Consider the following 15,709-nt stretch of genomic DNA (forward strand, 5'->3'; position numbering starts at 1 on the left):
CGCCCTGGTGCCATGGCCATTCACGACCATTCTGGCATCTTGTTCTTTCCCTGAACCATGGCATCCGGGGTGAAAAACGTCAATCTTTCGTGAATTTCAGCCCCGTGGTCCGCCCCGTGGTGGGACAATTCCGTGACAGGCTGTGACTTGACCTTGTGGCGCGGGCCATGCAGTCGTTGTCGCAGGGAGGACCGCCATGCGCGACATGACATCCATTGACGACGTACAGGCGATGCTGGCCGGGCAGGATTACGTCTGCGGGCGGGCGCTGGCCACGGTCGTTTTCCTGGCGCTCCGGCTGGGCCGACCGCTGTTTCTCGAGGGCGAGGCGGGGGTCGGCAAGACCGAGATCGCCAAGGCGCTGGCCAGCGGTCTGGGGCGGCGGCTGATCCGGTTGCAATGCTACGAGGGGCTCGATGCGGCCACGGCGGTTTACGAATGGAATTTCGCCGAGCAGATGATCGCGATCCGCGCCGCCGAGGCGGCGGGCGGGGCCGATGCGGACATGCTCAAGACCGAGTTGTTCACCGAGGATTACCTGATCGAGCGCCCGCTCCTGCAGGCGATGCGCCCGCAGCCGGGTGGTGCGCCGATCCTGCTCATTGACGAGCTCGATCGCACCGACGAGCCGTTCGAGGCATTCCTGCTGGAGGCGCTCAGCGATTTCCAGGTGACGATCCCGGAGCTGGGCACGATCCGCGCGCCCGAGCCGCCGATCGTCATCCTGACCTCGAACCGCACGCGCGAGGTGCATGACGCCTTGAAGCGGCGCTGTCTCTATCACTGGGTCGATTACCCCAGCTTCGAGCGCGAGATCGAGATCCTGCATGCCCGCGCGCCAGAGGCGGCCGAGCACCTGTCGCAACAGGTCGTGGCCTTCGTTCAGAGGTTGCGCTCCGAGGATCTGTTCAAGAAACCGGGTGTGGCGGAAACCATCGACTGGGCCAAATGCCTCTTGGCGCTCGATGTGCTCGACCTCAGCCCCGAGGTCATTGCCGATACGCTGGGGGCGATCCTGAAATATCAGGACGACATCCAGAAACTCCAGGGGTCCGAGGCCAAGCGCATTCTGGATGAGGTGAAATCCTCGCTCGAACCGGCGTGATGCTTCATCTTGCCCGAAATACTCCGGGGGGGCGACAAAACGCGGCGCGTTTTGCGCCTTGGGGGCAGCGCCCCCAGGACGGTCGATGACGGAACTGCCGCCGCTCGATCTGCCCGAGCAGCCCCGACTGGCGCATAACATCACCCATTTCGCGCGGGCGCTGCGCAAGGCCGGTCTGCCGATCGGGCCGGGGCGGGTGATCGACGCGATCCGCGCGGTCGAGGCAGCCGGGTTCACCGAGAAAACCGATTTCTACTGGGTTCTGCATGCCTGTTTCGTGAACCGGCCCGAGCATCGCCGGGTCTTTGCCCAGCTTTTCCGCCTCTACTGGCGCGATCCGCGCTACATGGAGCACATGATGTCGATGATGCTGCCCGCCATTCGCGGCGTGCAGGAGGAACGCCGCGCCGAGGCGGCCGAGAAACGCGCGGCCGAGGCGCTGCTCGACGGGGTCGAGCGTGACCTGCCCGAGATCGAGGAGAGCGGCGAGGAGGTGCAGATCGAGATCGACGCCTCGCGCACCATGTCGCGCGAGGAGCGCCTCAGAACGCTTGATTTCGAGCAGATGAGCACCGCCGAGATCGCCGAGGCCAAGCGCATGCTGGCGCGGTTGCGGCTGCCGGTCAAACCGATCCCGACGCGCCGAGGCATGGCCGCGATCCATGGCCGCGAGATCGACGGGCGGCGCACGCTGCGCGCGGCGATGCGGGCCGGGGGCGAATTGCGCAAGCTCCAGATGAAGGCGCCGCGCCCGCGCTGGCCCAACCTCGTGGTGCTGTGCGATATTTCCGGCTCGATGAGCCAATATAGCCGTATGGTGCTGCATTTCCTGCACGCAGTGGCCAATCACAAGGGTGCGGGCTGGTCCAGGGTGCATGCCTTCACCTTTGGCACACGGCTGACCAACATCACCCGGCATCTCGCCACCCGCGATGTCGATCAGGCGCTGAAGGCCGCCGGGGCACAGGCGCAGGACTGGGAAGGTGGCACGCGGATCGGCGAGAGCCTGCATGCGTTCAACCGTGACTGGTCGCGCCGGGTGACGGGGCAGGGGGCCGTGGTGCTGCTCATCTCCGACGGGCTTGACCGGGACGATACGGCGCTTCTGGAAAAGGAGATCGAGCGGCTACATCTTTCGGCCCGTCGCCTGATCTGGCTCAACCCGCTGCTGCGTTGGGACGGGTTCGCACCCAGGGCCGCGGGCATCCGCGCGATGTTGCCGCATGTCGACAGTTTCCGCGCGGGCCATTCTGTCGCCACGCTGGAGGAACTTGCCATCGCGATTTCGCGCCCCGACGACATGGGCGAGAAGTCGCGGCTGATGGCAATGCTTGACGGGTGATTGACGGTCCGAGGGGGCATTTTTGCGGAGCCGGGTTGACGTGGCCGGGCCGCGAGGGTGTCACGCTGATCGCCGAGGCGTCGGCAGAGCGAAATTTGACCGATCATGCAAATGCGAACGGCTGCCCCTTGCGGGTGACTGCTTTCTTTTGTTTGGTGAGGGGGGGCCTGATTGGGGGAAAACCATGGACCGTTTCGACAACATTCCCGAAATCGCGCTCGACTGGATGCAGGCGGGCCGCAAGGTGGCGCTGGCCACGGTGGTCGAGACGTGGGGCAGCGCGCCGCGCCGGGTGGGGGCGCAATTGGCGATCTCGGACGAAGGCACGATCGAAGGGTCGGTCTCGGGCGGCTGTGTCGAGGGTGCGGTGGTGGCCGAGGCGCTGGAGGCGCTGGAGGACGGCGCACCGCGGATGCTGGAATATGGCGTCTCGGACGGGGATGCCTTTGCCGTGGGGCTGGCCTGTGGTGGCACGATTCGTGTGATGGTCGAGCCGGTCGGCCCGGTTCTGCCGGTGGCCCTGCTGGAAGAGCTGGTCACGGCGCGGGCGGCGCGCGAGCGGGTCGCGGTGGTCTCGCCACCGCAAGAGAGCGCTCGACGGCTGGTGCGCGAGGGGTTCGAGCAGCGCTTCCGCATGGACCGCTCGGGGTTTGAAGAGGATGGCAGTTTCGTGACCATCCACAATCCGCCCCTGCGCATGATCATCGTGGGCGCGGTGCATATCGCGCAGGCATTGGTGCCGATGGCGCGGCTCGCGGGGTTCGATCCGCTGTTGGTCGACCCGCGCCCGGCCTTTGGCTCGTCCGAGCGGTTTCCGGGTGAGACCATTCTTGATGACTGGCCCGATGAGGCGGTGACCGCGTTGGGGCTCGATGGGCGCACGGCACTGGTTCTGCTGACCCATGATCCGAAGCTTGACGATCCGGCGCTGATGGCGGCGCTGCGATCCGAGGTGTTCTATATCGGTGCGCTGGGATCGACCCGGACCCATGCCAAGCGCGTGGCGCGCCTCGACGAGGCCGGGTTTTCCGACGAGGAGATCGGGCGGATTCATGCGCCCGTGGGTCTGGATATCGGTGCGGCGGGACCGGCGGAAATCGCGGTGTCGATCCTGGCCGAGTGCCTGACGGTGTTGAGGAAGGGATGAAGTTTGGCCCGGCTGCCATAAAGGATGCCGAAGGGGCGATACTGGCGCATTCCGTCACGGTTGGAAAAAAGCGACTGCGCAAGGGGCAGGTTCTGAGTGCGGATCATATCGTGTCGCTTGAGGAGGCCGGGATCACGGATGTGACGGTGGCGCGGCTCGGGCCCGGTGATCTGCACGAGGATGAAGCCGCAAGCCTTGTCGCCGCGGCGTCGATCGAGGGCATGGGCGATGGGCTGAGCCTCAGCCGTGCCTTTACCGGCCGGGTCAACGTGATTGCCGATGGCCCCGGTGTCGTCCTCCTGGACGCGGTGCGGTTGCGCGAGGCCAACCGGGTGAACCCGATGATTACCGTGGCGACGGTGCCGCCGTTTCAACAGATGGCGAGCGGCGGGATGGTCGCGACGGTCAAGATCATTTCATACGGGGTGCCGGGCGAGGATGTGGCGCGCGCCGCCGACCATGCGCGTGGATCGCTGCGGCTGGCCCGGCCGGAAATCGCCAGTGCGAGCCTGATCGTCACCGAGATCGCGGGTGGCGCGGGCGAGAAGGGGCGTGATGCGATTGCCGGGCGGCTTGAAGCATTAGGCGTGGAATTGGCCGAGGTGGTGCGTGTGCCGCATGAGACCGGGGCGCTGGCGCAGGCCCTGGCCGGGGCGCGGGGTGCGGCGATCCTGATCCTGACCGGATCGGCGACTTCGGATTCGGCGGATACTGGCCCCGAGGCGTTGCGCCGGGCCGGGGGCCGTGTCGATCGTTTCGGCATGCCGGTTGATCCAGGAAACCTTCTGTTTATCGGCGCACTTGGTCAACGCCCGGTGATCGGGCTGCCGGGTTGTGCGCGCTCGCCCGCGCTCAACGGGGCCGACTGGGTGCTGAGCCGGGTGGTTTGTGGCGTTGAGGTCAGCCACGAAGACATTGCCGCGATGGGGGTGGGCGGGCTTCTCAAGGAGATTCCGACGCGCCCGATGCCGCGGCGCGGCAAGGCGCGCGCGGGCAAGGCGCCGGGGCCGGGCACGAAATCGTGAGGGCGGGAAAAACGCCGAGCGGAAAAATTCTGGGTTCTCAACCGGGGTGACCCGTGTTTAACTTGCACCAGAACAACACAAAACCAAATCTGGGAGGAGCCTATGCCACAGGTCAGCATGACCGTGAACGGCAAACCTGCGTCCGGCGATGTCGAAGGGCGCACGCTGCTGAGTTCATTTCTTCGCGACACGATGGGCCTTACCGGCACGCATGTCGGCTGTGACACCAGCCAATGCGGCGCCTGCGTGGTGCATGTGGACGGTGAGGCCGTGAAAGCCTGCACCATGTTCGCACTCGAGGCCGAGGGGGCCGAGGTGGCCACCATCGAGGGCCAGGCTGCGCCGGACGGCACGTTGAACGCCATCCAGGCCGCCTTTCAGGAGCATCACGGGCTGCAATGCGGGTTCTGCACACCGGGTATGGTGATGAGCGCTGCGGCGCTTCTGAAAGACAACCCCAAGCCGAGCGAGGCCGAGATCCGCGACTACCTCGAGGGCAATCTCTGCCGCTGCACCGGCTATCACAACATCGTCAAGGCGATCATGGCCGCATCCGGCCAGAACGTGGGCGCGATTGCCGCCGAATGAGGCGTAGGGTGGGTGTGATCCCGCCGCAAATGGGAGGAATTTGGAATGCCGAAGGATCATGAAGGCATTGGCGCCAGTAGCAAACGGCGCGAGGACGTGCGGTTTCTGACCGGCGCGGGCAATTATACCGATGATATCAACGTGAACGGCCAGGCCTATGTGCATTTCCTGCGCTCGGACGTGGCGCATGGCCGGTTGACCAAGGTCGACACCAGCGAAGCCGAGGGCATGCCGGGTGTCATCCGCGTCTTTACCGGGGCGGATTTCGAGGGCGTGGGCGGGCTTCCCTGCGGCTGGTGCGTGACCGACCGGCATGGGCAACCGATGCAGGAACCGGCGCACCCGGTTCTGGCACAGGGCAAGGTGCGTCACGTGGGCGACCCGATTGCCGCCGTGGTGGCCGAGACCGCCGAGCAGGCACGCGATGCCGCCGAGGCGATCGAGGTGGATATCGAGGACCTTCCGGCGGTGGTCGACATGAAAGCGGCGCTCAAGGATGATGCGACGAAGGTGCATGACGATCTGAGCTCGAACCTCTGCTATGACTGGGGGTTCGTCGAGGAGAACCGCGAGGCGGTGGACAAGGCCATCAACGAGGCCGCGCATGTCACCACGCTGGAATTGAAGAACCAGCGGCTGGTCGCCAACCCGATGGAACCGCGCGTGGCGGTGGGTGATTTCAACCGCGCCACGGGTGAGCACACGCTTTATACCACGAGCCAGAACCCGCATGTGATCCGCCTTCTGATGGGGGCTTTCGTGCTGGGCATTCCCGAGCACAAGCTGCGCGTCGTGGCGCCCGATGTGGGCGGTGGCTTTGGCTCGAAGATCTTTCACTATGCCGAAGAGGCGTTCTGCACCTTTGCCGCCAAGGCGGTGAACCGGCCGGTGAAGTGGACATCCAGCCGGTCCGAGGCGTTCATCTCGGACGCGCATGGTCGCGACCATGTGACGAAGATCGAACTGGCGCTGGACAAGGACAACAATTTCACCGCGATCCGCACCGAAACCTATGCGAATATGGGGGCTTACCTCTCGACCTTCGCGCCTTCGGTGCCGACATGGCTGCACGGGACGTTGATGGCAGGCAATTACAAGACGCCGCTCATCTATGTGAACGTCAAGGCGGTCTTTACCAACACGGTGCCGGTCGATGCCTATCGCGGTGCCGGGCGGCCCGAGGCGACGTTCCAGCTTGAGCGGGTGATCGACAAGGCCGCGCGCGAGCTGGGCGTGGACCCGATCGCACTGCGCCGGCAGAATTTCGTGACCGAGTTCCCCTATGCCACGCCGGTGGCGGTGGAATATGACACGGGCGATTATAACGGCACGATGGATGTGCTTGAAAAGATGGCCGATCTCTCGGGGTTCGAGGCGCGGCGCAAGGAGAGCGAGGCGCGTGGGAAACTGCGGGGTCTCGGGCTCAACTGCTATATCGAGGCCTGTGGCATCGCGCCCTCGCAATTGGTGGGCCAGTTGGGCGCGCGGGCCGGGCTCTACGAGAGCGCGACCGTGCGGGTGAACGCCACCGGCGGGATCGTGGTCATGACCGGATCGCACAGTCACGGGCAGGGCCACGAGACGACATTCCCGCAGGTGATCGCCGACATGATCGGGATCGACGCGGATATGGTCGAGATCGAGCATGGCGATACGGCCAACACGCCGATGGGCATGGGTACCTATGGCTCGCGCTCGATCGCAGTGGGCGGGAGCGCCATGGTGCGCGCCGCCGAGAAGGTGATCAACAAGGCCAAGAAGATCGCCGCCCACCTGATGGAGGCCAGCGAGGCGGATATCGAGTTGAAGGACGGGCAGTTCAGCGTGGCGGGCACCGACAAGTCGGTGGCCTGGGGCGATGTGACCCTGGCGGCCTATGTGCCGCATAACTATCCGCTCGACGAGATCGAACCGGGGTTGGAGGAGACGGCGTTTTACGATCCGTCGAACTTTACCTATCCGGCCGGGGCCTATGCCTGTGAGGTCGAGGTCGATCCCGAAACCGGCAAGGTCGAGATCAAGCGGTTCGCCGCAGCCGACGATTTTGGCAACATCATCAACCCGATGATCGTCGACGGGCAGGTGCATGGCGGGATCGGACAGGGGATCGGGCAGGCGCTGCTGGAAAACTGTGTCTATGATGAAAGCGGTCAGATCCTGAGCGCCTCGTTCATGGATTACGCCATGCCACGGGCCGATGACGTGCCGTTCTATGACGTCGATCATTCGAGCCAGACGCCCTGCACCCACAACCCGCTGGGCGTGAAGGGCTGTGGCGAGGCCGGTGCCATCGGGTCGCCCCCGGCGGTCGTGAACGCGGTGATCGACGCGCTGCATTCGGGCGGTCACAAGGTGGATCACATCGACATGCCGGTGAGCCCCGCGCGTGTCTGGGCGGCGATGAACGCATAAGGAGGACGAGGACATGTATGCATTTGATTTTGAACGGCCCTCCACGCTTGCCGAGGCGGAAAAGGCGCTTGCAACCGAGGACGCACAGGCGCTTGGCGGCGGGCAGACCCTGATCCCGACGCTGAAACAGCGCCTTGCAATGCCGTCGAAACTGGTAAGCCTTGGCGCGATCGATGAGATCAAGGGCGTGCGCAAGGGTGATGACGGCGCGCTTTGCGTGGGCGGTGGCGCCACCCATGCGACGGTGGCGCGCGAGGCGGCGGCGGATTACCCGGCGCTGGCGGCGCTGGCGAGCCATATCGGCGATCCGGCGGTACGCAACCGGGGCACCATCGGTGGCAGCATCGCCAACAACGACCCGGCGGCCTGCTATCCGGCGGCGGTGCTGGGTTCGGGGGCGACGGTGGTCACCAACAAGCGCGAGATCGCGGCGGATGATTACTTCACGGGGTTGTTCGAGACCGCCCTCGACGAGGGCGAGATCATCACCGAGGTGCGTTTCCCGATCCCTGAAAAGGCCAACTACCAGAAGTTCGAACAGCCCGCGTCGCGCTTTGCGCTGGTCGGGGTGTTCGTCGCGAAATACGCAGATGGCGTGCGGGTGGCCGTGACCGGGGCGAGCGAAGGCGGCGTGTTCCGCTGGAGCGAGGCCGAGGCGGCACTTTCGGGCGCGTTTTCAGCGGATGCGGTGGCCGGGCTGGCGCTTTCCGCGGACGGGATGATGTCGGACCTGCATGGCAGCGCCGCGTATCGTGCGCACTTGGTTGGCGTGATGACCCGTCGCGCGGTGGAATCGGCAGGCTAAGGTTATGGAAAATCAGGGAAAACGCGGGTCCGGGTGGCCCGCGTTTTCTATTCCGGTTTGCGCGCGATAAAGTCGATCAGGGCCGACAGGCCGGAATGGCCGCGCCCCTCCTGCACCTCGCGTTCGTATTCTCGGCATTCATGAATTTCCCATCCGAGGAAGCTCTCGGACAGGGTCTTGCAGGTATACATGTTGCGCACGTCAGGCGGGCCGCCGGTGCCGTGGGCAATCTGCTCGGGGGTGTAGCCGTGCAGCATCATGAGCCCGCCGGGTTTCGTCGCGTCCTGCATCTTGCGGAAAAGTTGCGCGCGCTCGGCCGGGCCGACGAACTGGATGAAAACACCGAGCACGATGTCGTAAGTCCCGTCGAACTCCTGTGTCAGAACGTCGAACCGGCGAAAATCGACCGTAACGCCGCGCTCATCGGCCAGGATGCGGGCCTTGGCGATGGCCGAAGGGGCGAATTCGAGGGCTGTCACCTGCAAACCGCGCTGCGCGAGATGGACCGAATTGCGCCCTTCGCCGTCGGCGACCGAGAGCACGGAGAGGCCGGGTTGAAAAATATCCGCATGATCGAGAAGAAACTGTGCGGGTTCTTTTCCGAAGAGATAATCCGGCGTCGCGAAACGTTCTTCCCACATGTTGGCGCCCAATCTTTACGAAAATGAAAACGCCCCGCGCGACCTTTCGGGCGGCGGGGCGTCGCGTGCACTGTCAGCCGGTCATTTCTGTGGCAGGGGCGCGATCATCATGATCATCTGGCGCCCTTCCATTTTCGGCATGTTCTCGACCTTGCCGATCTCCTTGACGTCTTCGGCGACCCGCTCGAGCAACCCGCGCCCGAGATTCTGGTGCGCCATCTCGCGGCCCCGGAATCGCAGCGTGATCTTGACCTTGTCACCGCCCTCGAGAAATTTCACCACGTTGCGCATCTTGACGTCATAGTCATGCGTATCGGTGTTGGGGCGGAACTTGACCTCTTTGATTTCAATGGTCTTTTGCTTTTTCCGGGCCTCGGATTCACGCTTTTGCTGTTCGTATTTATACTTGCCGAAATCCATGATCTTGCAGACCGGTGGATTGGCATTGGGCGAAATCTCGACAAGGTCGAGTCCGACCTCTTCGGCCATTTCAAGGGCACGTTCCGGGGTGACAACCCCGACATTTTCACCCTCGGCGCCGATCAGGCGAATCTCGGTTGCGCGGATGCGATCATTGACGCGGGGTCCGGTGTCGCGCGTGGGTGGCGCGTTGTGAGGTCTGCGAGCTATGGTTTTTGTCCTTCGATTGTTTTCCGGAAATCCGAGTCTGCACGGTAAACTTGGCCGGGCCGCACTTCAAGCGGCAAAATTCGGCGGAAAAGGGCCATTTGACCGAGGTTTTCCCCTTGCGGGTTGCGTGGTTGGATCGCATTTGACATGTCCAAGGTCGATCCCCTTGTAGGGTGGGGACGACGAGTGTGAGAGGATGAAGATCATGAAAAATTTGCTTTGGGTCGTGGTGGCGGTTGCCGTGCTCGGGATCGGGTATTTCGTGTGGACCGGCCAGAGCGTGGACGAAGCCGTTGAAACGATGTCGGAAACGGGTACGCAAGCGGGTGATACTGCTTCTGATGCCGCGGATGAGGCAACAGAATCCGTGAGCGAGGCCGCCGAAGAGGCCGCGCAAGCCGCCGAAGAGGCAGCCGAAGCCGCTGGCGAGATGGCCGAGGAGGCCGTCGAGGATGCCGAACAAGCCATTGATGATGCTGTGGAAAACGCCACCGATTCCGACGAGGAGTCGACCGACACCACGCAAGGTGAGACCAGCGATACGGCGGACACCACCGAGGAGACTTCGACGGATGATGACGCCACCGGGGATACAGCCGACGTGACCACGGATGCGGATGCGAGTGTCGAAACTACGGATGAGAATGCAGGTGGCGAGACCACGGATACGAGTGGCGAAACCACGGATGAGGCGCCTGAAACGACCGACGAGTCGGCGGCAGAAGACACTGATTCTACTGCAGAAACCTCCGATGAAGCCATGAGTGAAACGGCGGATGAGAGCGCGGGTGAGACGGGTGAGGCGTTGACCGTGGACGGGTTCGATTTCGACCGGGTCGTGGAGATGATTGACGGGAGCGAGAGCATTGGTTCGGGTGAGAAGATGCTGCTCAAGACCGGGCTGGAGAGCGCGCGCGACAATCCTGAAATGCTTGAGGAAATCCTGAACGAGATCAAGCAAGCGCTTGATATGTAACCAGTTTCCCCAAACGGTTTTCCGGGTCTTTGGTTGCCCCCGTCCGGTTGTCCGGGCGGGGGTTTTTCGTGCGTGGCGATGCCGCGCCCACAATGGTTAACGTCGCCCGGGACCCGATTTGCGGGGGGGTGACATCCGGCTGCTGTCCGGCTGCCGCCCGGCTGCCGGGTGACAGGGCGACGGTTAACCCTTTGTTAGGTTAACGGGGCGCGCGGTGATGGGTGGAGATGCCGGTTTGACCGGGCCCTTCCATGTTGTATTGCAACAGGAGCAACAGTAACCTCGCGGGTCATCAGACCATTGTTCCCTTGGACAAACCAGATTTCGAGAAAAGGACACCATGATTAGCCTGTTCATCGCCTTCCTGTCTCTTTCCATTGCGGTTTCCTTCTTCTGTTCGCTGTGGGAGGCGGTGCTTTTGAGCATTTCGCCCTCCTACATGCAGATCGAGCTCAACAAGGGGAGCAGGTCCGGCCAGATCCTGAAGGATTTCAAGAACAACATCGACCGCCCGCTGGCGGGCATTCTGACGCTGAACACGATCGCGCACACGGTCGGGGCGATCGGCGTCGGTGCGCAGGCGACCCAGATCTGGGCCGATAGCAACCCGTTGATCACCGGGCTGATCGTTCCGGTCGCGATGACCGCCGCGATCCTGATCCTCTCGGAGATCATTCCCAAGACGATCGGCGCCACCAACTGGCGCATGCTGGCGCCGTTCACCGCCCGGTCGCTTGACCTGATCGTGAAGGTGCTGGCGCCTTTCGTGTGGATTTGCCAGTTGGTTACCGGCGTCTTCAACGCCGACAAGGAAAAGCAGATTTTCAGCAGGACCGATTTTCTGGCCATGGCGCAGATCGGGTCGGAGGAAGGGCATCTCGATCAGAGCGAGATCCAGGTCATCGAGAGCATATTGCAATTCAAGGCCCACAAGATCCGGGACATCATGACGCCGCGCACCGTGCTGGTGACCGCACCGCAGACGATGACAGCGCGGGAGTTCTACGATTACCAGGACGAGCTGACCTATTCACGTATTCCGCTGCGCGAAGAAGCAACGTCGGAAACCATCGTCGGATATATTCTCAAGGACGATGTTCTTGAACACCTCATCGACGAGTCGGACGACAAGCCGTTGAGTTCGTTCATCCGCGATATCCTCGTGGTGCCGGAAGATTACAACGTCTTCCAGTTGTTCAACGATTTCATCAAGCGGCGCGAGCATGTGGCCCTTGTGGTCGACAGCTATGGTGGCACGGCCGGAATCGCGACCATCGAAGACGTGATCGAGACGCTTCTCGGGGCGGAAATCGTCGACGAGACGGACAGGACCGTCGACATGCAGGACAAGGCGCGGGAATTGCGCAAGAAACGCCTCGCCCGCAAGAAGGGTCAGGGCGCGTAGCTGCGCGGCGGGGGGGGCGCGGTGGCCCGTCATCTGCGCAACGAAAAAGGGCGCCCGCTGGGGGCGCCCTTCGTTGATTCCGATGCCGGGCTTCAGCAGCTGTAATACATGCCGAATTCGACCGGGTGGGGGGTGTGCTCGAAGAGTTCGACCTCTTCCATCTTGAGGTCGATATAGCCCTCGATCTGGTCCTTGGTGAAGACGTCGCCCGCAAGCAGGAAGTCGTGATCGTTGGCAAGGCAGTCGAGCGCCTCGCGCAGTGACCCACAGACGGTGGGGATGCCGGCGAGCTCCTCGGCGGGCAGGTCGTAGAGGTTCTTGTCCATCGCCTCGCCCGGGTCGATCTTGGACTTGATGCCGTCGAGCCCGGCCATCAGCAGTGCGGCAAAGCACAGGTAGGGGTTGGCCGAAGGATCGGGGAATCGGGCCTCGACGCGCTTGGCCTTGGGGCTTTCGGTCCATGGGATGCGCACGCAGCCCGAGCGGTTGCGGGCGGAATAGGCACGCAGCACTGGAGCCTCGAAGCCGGGGATCAGGCGCTTGTAGCTGTTGGTCGAGGGGTTGGTGAAGGCGTTGAGCGTCTTGGCGTGCTTGAGGATGCCGCCGATGAACCAGAGCGCCTCCTGGCTGAGGTCGGCATATTTGTCACCGGCGAAGAGCGGCTTGCCGTCTTTCCAGATCGACATGTTGCAATGCATGCCGGTGCCGTTGTCGCCATAGATCGGTTTCGGCATGAAGGTGGCCGATTTGCCATAGGCGGCGGCGACGTTGTGGATGACGTATTTGTATTTCTGAAGCTCGTCGGCCTGCTTGGTGAGGCTGTCGAAGATCAGGCCGAGCTCGTGCTGGCACGAGGCCACTTCGTGGTGGTGCTTGTCGACCTTCATGCCGAGGCGCTTCATGGTCGAGAGCATTTCCGAGCGGATGTCCTGGCCGTCATCGACCGGGTTGACCGGGAAATAGCCGCCCTTGACGCCGGGGCGGTGGCCGGTGTTGCCCATTTCGTACTCGGTGTCCGAGTTCCACGCGCCGTCGATGGCGTCGACCTCGTAGCTGACCTTGTTCATGGTGTTGGAAAAGCGCACGTCGTCGAACAGGAAGAATTCCGCCTCGGGCCCCCAGAACGAGGTGTCGCCGATGCCCGACGCCTTGAGATAGGCCTCGGCCTTCTGGGCGGTGCCGCGCGGGTCGCGGGCATAGGGTTCACCGGTGTCGGGTTCGACGACCGAGCAATGCACGCAGAGGGTTTTCTCGGCATAGAACGGGTCGAGATAGGCGCTTTCGGTGTCGGGCATGAGCTTCATGTCGGAGGCTTCGATGCTCTTCCAGCCGGCGATCGAGGAGCCGTCGAACATGAAGCCCTCTTCGAGGAAATCCTCGTCGACCTGATCGGCCATGACGGTAACATGCTGGAGCTTGCCGCGCGGGTCGGTGAAACGGATATCGACATAGTCGACCGCCTCGTCCTTGATCGTGTTGAGGATGTCCTTGATGCTCATTCCGTTGGTCCTTTTCGTCTGTAGAATGGTTCGATGTGTGTTTGTGGCTGGGCCTGTGGCTGCGCCGCCGGGCCGTGATGAAGCGGCGCGTCAGAGCGCGTCGGAGCCGGTTTCGCCGGTGCGGATGCGGATCGCCTGTTCGATGGGCGAGACGAAGATCTTGCCGTCGCCGATCTTGTCGGTCTTGGCGGCCTCGACGATGGCCTCGATGGCCTGTTCGACGAGATCGTCGTCAAGCACCACCTCGAGTTTGACCTTGGGCAGGAAATCGACCACGTATTCGGCGCCGCGGTAAAGCTCGGTATGGCCTTTCTGGCGGCCGAAACCCTTGACCTCGATCACCGAGAGCCCCTGAACGCCGACTTCTTGCAGCGCCTCTTTGACTTCATCGAGCTTGAATGGCTTGATGATGGCTTCGATCTTTTTCATGGGGGCCTCCCTCGCAATGCATTCGGGTGTGACTCAGCACTTCCCGTGGGCGGGCACAATTCGATAGGCTGGTGCCGGGCGGTGCTGTCGGGGTGAAAACGAAGGCGCGCCTAAAATTTAGGCACGGAGCCTTTATTCTGGGCGAAAGTGAATCGGGAGAGGCCGGAACATGACCGAGGTGCTGACGGCGGGGCAGATGCGGGCAATCGAAGCCGCGGCGATCGAAAGCGGCGCGGTTTCGGGGCGCGAACTGATGGAGCGCGCCGGGCGGGGCGTGGTCGCGGCGCTGTTCGAGGAATGGCCGGAACTGGCGGCGGCGCCGCATCGTGCGGTGGTGCTGTGCGGGCCGGGCAACAACGGTGGCGACGGGTTCGTGGTGGCGCGGCTCCTGAAGGACTGGGGCTGGGAGGTGGCGCTGTTCCTTGTGGGCGACGCCGAGCGGCTGCCGCCGGATGCGAAGGCGAATTGCGTGCGATGGGCGGCCATGGGGCCGGTCGGGGATTGGTCCGGGGCCGGGGGCGCGATGCAGGCCGACCTGGTGGTGGATGCGCTGTTCGGCACCGGGCTGACACGACCGGTGTCCGAGGATGCCACCACGCCGATCCGGGCCTGCGCGGGTGCGCGGAATCGCCCGCGCATCGTGGCGGTGGATATCGCCTCGGTCATGGATGCCGATAGCGGGCGGGCGTTGGGGCCTGTCGGCTTTGCCGATCTGACGGTCACGTTTCATCGTGCCAAGCTGGGGCATTACCTCGCCGAGGGGCCGGGGCGGTCGGGGCGGTTGCGGGTCTGTGATATCGGGTTGAGCGGGGCGGCCTCGGGCGCGGTTCGGATCGCGCACCCGTCTTGCGCCGGCAAGGCGGTGGCGGGGCACAAATATGCCAGCGGTCACGCGCTGGTCCTGTCGGGCGGGGCCGGGCGCAGCGGTGCCGCGCGGCTGGCGGCGCGGGGGGCGCTTCGGATGGGCGCCGGGCTGGTCACGCTGGGGGTGCCGGGGTCGGCGCAGATGGAGGTGGCGAGCCAGATCACCGCGATCATGCTGGCCCGCGTCGAGGATGGCGCGGGGCTGGCCCGGGTGCTGGAGGATGGGCGGATCAACGCGCTTTGCCTCGGGCCGGGGTTGGGGGTCGGGCGCGCACGCGATCTGGTGGCGGCGGCCTTGGGCGCGGACGATCCTGACGGTCCGGCGCGGGCGCTGGTGCTGGATGCCGATGCGCTGACGGCGTTCGAGGATGATCCGCAAGACCTGTTCAAACGGCTGCATGATGGCTGCGTTCTCACCCCCCACGGGGGCGAGTTTGCGCGGCTGTTTCCCGATCTTGCCGAGAAGCTGGCGGCGCCTGCCACCGAAGGCCCGGGGTTTTCCAAGGTGGATGCGACGCGCGAGGCGGCGGCGCGGGCGGGGTGCGTGGTCCTGTTCAAGGGGGCCGATACGGTGATCGCGGGGCCGGACGGGGCCTGCGTCATCAACGGGGCGGTTTACGACCGCGCCGCGCCGTGGCTGGCCACCGCCGGGTCGGGTGATGTGCTGGCAGGGTTCATCACCGGGCTGCTGGCGCGCGGGTTTGCACCGCTTGAGGCCGCCGAGACGGCGGCATGGCTGCATGTGGAATGTGCCCGCAGCTTTGGCCCCGGCTTGATTGCCGAAGACCTGTCCGAAGAATTGCCCCGGGTGTTGCGCGCGCTTGGCGTCTGAGCCGGATGC

At 64.0% G+C, this 15,709-nt stretch carries 14 protein-coding genes; 10 read left to right on the forward strand and 4 right to left on the reverse strand.

Annotated features, from left to right (window positions below):
* The first annotated feature begins 196 nt into the window (after nt 1-196).
* The 7 genes from FLO80_RS01170 to FLO80_RS01200 all read left to right on the forward strand — a co-directional run bounded on the left by FLO80_RS01170 (nt 197) and on the right by FLO80_RS01200 (nt 8,424).
* Entirely contained in the window at nt 197-1,105 is a 909-nt protein-coding gene (locus tag FLO80_RS01170; RefSeq protein ID WP_111362158.1) for an AAA family ATPase, read from the forward strand.
* Nucleotides 1,106-1,190: 85 nt separating this feature from the next.
* Nucleotides 1,191-2,447 carry a vWA domain-containing protein gene (locus FLO80_RS01175; RefSeq protein ID WP_111362157.1) on the forward strand — a complete coding sequence of 419 codons (1,257 nt, stop codon included), beginning with the start codon at nt 1,191-1,193 and terminating at the stop codon, nt 2,445-2,447.
* A gap of 184 nt (nt 2,448-2,631) precedes the next feature.
* Nucleotides 2,632-3,594, forward strand: coding sequence for an XdhC family protein (locus tag FLO80_RS01180; RefSeq protein ID WP_111362156.1), 963 nt, complete (start codon nt 2,632-2,634; stop codon nt 3,592-3,594).
* Entirely contained in the window at nt 3,591-4,619 is a 1,029-nt protein-coding gene (locus FLO80_RS01185) for a molybdopterin-binding protein (RefSeq protein ID WP_111362155.1), read from the forward strand. The genes FLO80_RS01180 and FLO80_RS01185 overlap by 4 nt, the downstream gene beginning before the upstream one ends.
* A gap of 102 nt (nt 4,620-4,721) precedes the next feature.
* The gene (locus FLO80_RS01190; RefSeq protein ID WP_111362154.1) at nt 4,722-5,207 is read left to right on the forward strand and encodes a (2Fe-2S)-binding protein; all 486 of its coding nucleotides are present in this window, start codon (nt 4,722-4,724) and stop codon (nt 5,205-5,207) included.
* A 45-nt stretch (nt 5,208-5,252) separates the two neighbouring features.
* Complete coding sequence (locus tag FLO80_RS01195; protein ID WP_111362153.1) at nt 5,253-7,619, forward strand: xanthine dehydrogenase family protein molybdopterin-binding subunit; 2,367 nt, start codon at nt 5,253-5,255, stop codon at nt 7,617-7,619.
* Between the two features lie 13 nt (nt 7,620-7,632).
* A complete protein-coding gene (locus tag FLO80_RS01200; protein ID WP_111362152.1) occupies nt 7,633-8,424 on the forward strand; it encodes an FAD binding domain-containing protein in 792 nt (263 codons plus the stop codon).
* Nucleotides 8,425-8,471: 47 nt separating this feature from the next.
* On the opposite strand, the gene FLO80_RS01205 is transcribed toward FLO80_RS01200, so the two are convergent.
* A complete protein-coding gene (locus FLO80_RS01205) occupies nt 8,472-9,065 on the reverse strand; it encodes an SAM-dependent methyltransferase (protein ID WP_111362391.1) in 594 nt (197 codons plus the stop codon).
* 81 nt (nt 9,066-9,146) lie between these two features.
* Nucleotides 9,147-9,695, reverse strand: a complete 549-nt coding sequence (gene infC / locus FLO80_RS01210; RefSeq protein ID WP_111362151.1) for a translation initiation factor IF-3 — start codon at nt 9,693-9,695, stop codon at nt 9,147-9,149.
* A 196-nt stretch (nt 9,696-9,891) separates the two neighbouring features.
* Here infC and FLO80_RS01215 point away from each other — a divergent pair, with 196 nt between their 5' ends.
* Both FLO80_RS01215 and FLO80_RS01220 read left to right on the forward strand, forming a co-directional pair.
* Complete coding sequence (locus tag FLO80_RS01215) at nt 9,892-10,671, forward strand: hypothetical protein (protein WP_111362150.1); 780 nt, start codon at nt 9,892-9,894, stop codon at nt 10,669-10,671.
* 340 nt (nt 10,672-11,011) lie between these two features.
* Nucleotides 11,012-12,076 carry a CNNM domain-containing protein gene (locus FLO80_RS01220; RefSeq protein ID WP_111362149.1) on the forward strand — a complete coding sequence of 355 codons (1,065 nt, stop codon included), beginning with the start codon at nt 11,012-11,014 and terminating at the stop codon, nt 12,074-12,076.
* A 92-nt stretch (nt 12,077-12,168) separates the two neighbouring features.
* Here the strand turns inward: FLO80_RS01220 and glnA are convergent, their stop codons facing one another.
* Both glnA and FLO80_RS01230 read right to left on the reverse strand, forming a co-directional pair.
* Complete coding sequence (glnA, locus tag FLO80_RS01225; RefSeq protein WP_111362148.1) at nt 12,169-13,575, reverse strand: type I glutamate--ammonia ligase; 1,407 nt, start codon at nt 13,573-13,575, stop codon at nt 12,169-12,171.
* A 90-nt stretch (nt 13,576-13,665) separates the two neighbouring features.
* On the reverse strand, nt 13,666-14,004 hold the full coding sequence (locus FLO80_RS01230) for a P-II family nitrogen regulator (protein WP_111362147.1): 339 nt from the start codon (nt 14,002-14,004) through the stop codon (nt 13,666-13,668).
* Between the two features lie 169 nt (nt 14,005-14,173).
* Here FLO80_RS01230 and FLO80_RS01235 point away from each other — a divergent pair, with 169 nt between their 5' ends.
* Entirely contained in the window at nt 14,174-15,700 is a 1,527-nt protein-coding gene (locus FLO80_RS01235) for an NAD(P)H-hydrate dehydratase (protein ID WP_111362146.1), read from the forward strand.
* Nucleotides 15,701-15,709 lie beyond the last annotated feature (9 nt).

Source organism: Aquicoccus porphyridii, assembly GCF_008369105.1.
Classification (GTDB): Bacteria; Pseudomonadota; Alphaproteobacteria; order Rhodobacterales; family Rhodobacteraceae; genus Aquicoccus; species Aquicoccus porphyridii.

What these genes read in the sequence shown, in the direction of transcription:
- FLO80_RS01170 (WP_111362158.1), top strand. Translation starts at nt 197, where the DNA reads ATGCGCGACATGACATCCATTGACGACGTACAGGCGATGCTGGCCGGG.
- FLO80_RS01175 (WP_111362157.1), top strand. Translation starts at nt 1,191, where the DNA reads ATGACGGAACTGCCGCCGCTCGATCTGCCCGAGCAGCCCCGACTGGCG.
- FLO80_RS01180 (WP_111362156.1), top strand. Translation starts at nt 2,632, where the DNA reads ATGGACCGTTTCGACAACATTCCCGAAATCGCGCTCGACTGGATGCAG.
- FLO80_RS01185 (WP_111362155.1), top strand. Translation starts at nt 3,591, where the DNA reads ATGAAGTTTGGCCCGGCTGCCATAAAGGATGCCGAAGGGGCGATACTG.
- FLO80_RS01190 (WP_111362154.1), top strand. Translation starts at nt 4,722, where the DNA reads ATGCCACAGGTCAGCATGACCGTGAACGGCAAACCTGCGTCCGGCGAT.
- FLO80_RS01195 (WP_111362153.1), top strand. Translation starts at nt 5,253, where the DNA reads ATGCCGAAGGATCATGAAGGCATTGGCGCCAGTAGCAAACGGCGCGAG.
- FLO80_RS01200 (WP_111362152.1), top strand. Translation starts at nt 7,633, where the DNA reads ATGTATGCATTTGATTTTGAACGGCCCTCCACGCTTGCCGAGGCGGAA.
- FLO80_RS01205 (WP_111362391.1), bottom strand. Translation starts at nt 9,065, where the DNA reads ATGTGGGAAGAACGTTTCGCGACGCCGGATTATCTCTTCGGAAAAGAA.
- FLO80_RS01215 (WP_111362150.1), top strand. Translation starts at nt 9,892, where the DNA reads ATGAAGATCATGAAAAATTTGCTTTGGGTCGTGGTGGCGGTTGCCGTG.
- FLO80_RS01220 (WP_111362149.1), top strand. Translation starts at nt 11,012, where the DNA reads ATGATTAGCCTGTTCATCGCCTTCCTGTCTCTTTCCATTGCGGTTTCC.
- glnA (WP_111362148.1), bottom strand. Translation starts at nt 13,575, where the DNA reads ATGAGCATCAAGGACATCCTCAACACGATCAAGGACGAGGCGGTCGAC.
- FLO80_RS01230 (WP_111362147.1), bottom strand. Translation starts at nt 14,004, where the DNA reads ATGAAAAAGATCGAAGCCATCATCAAGCCATTCAAGCTCGATGAAGTC.
- FLO80_RS01235 (WP_111362146.1), top strand. Translation starts at nt 14,174, where the DNA reads ATGACCGAGGTGCTGACGGCGGGGCAGATGCGGGCAATCGAAGCCGCG.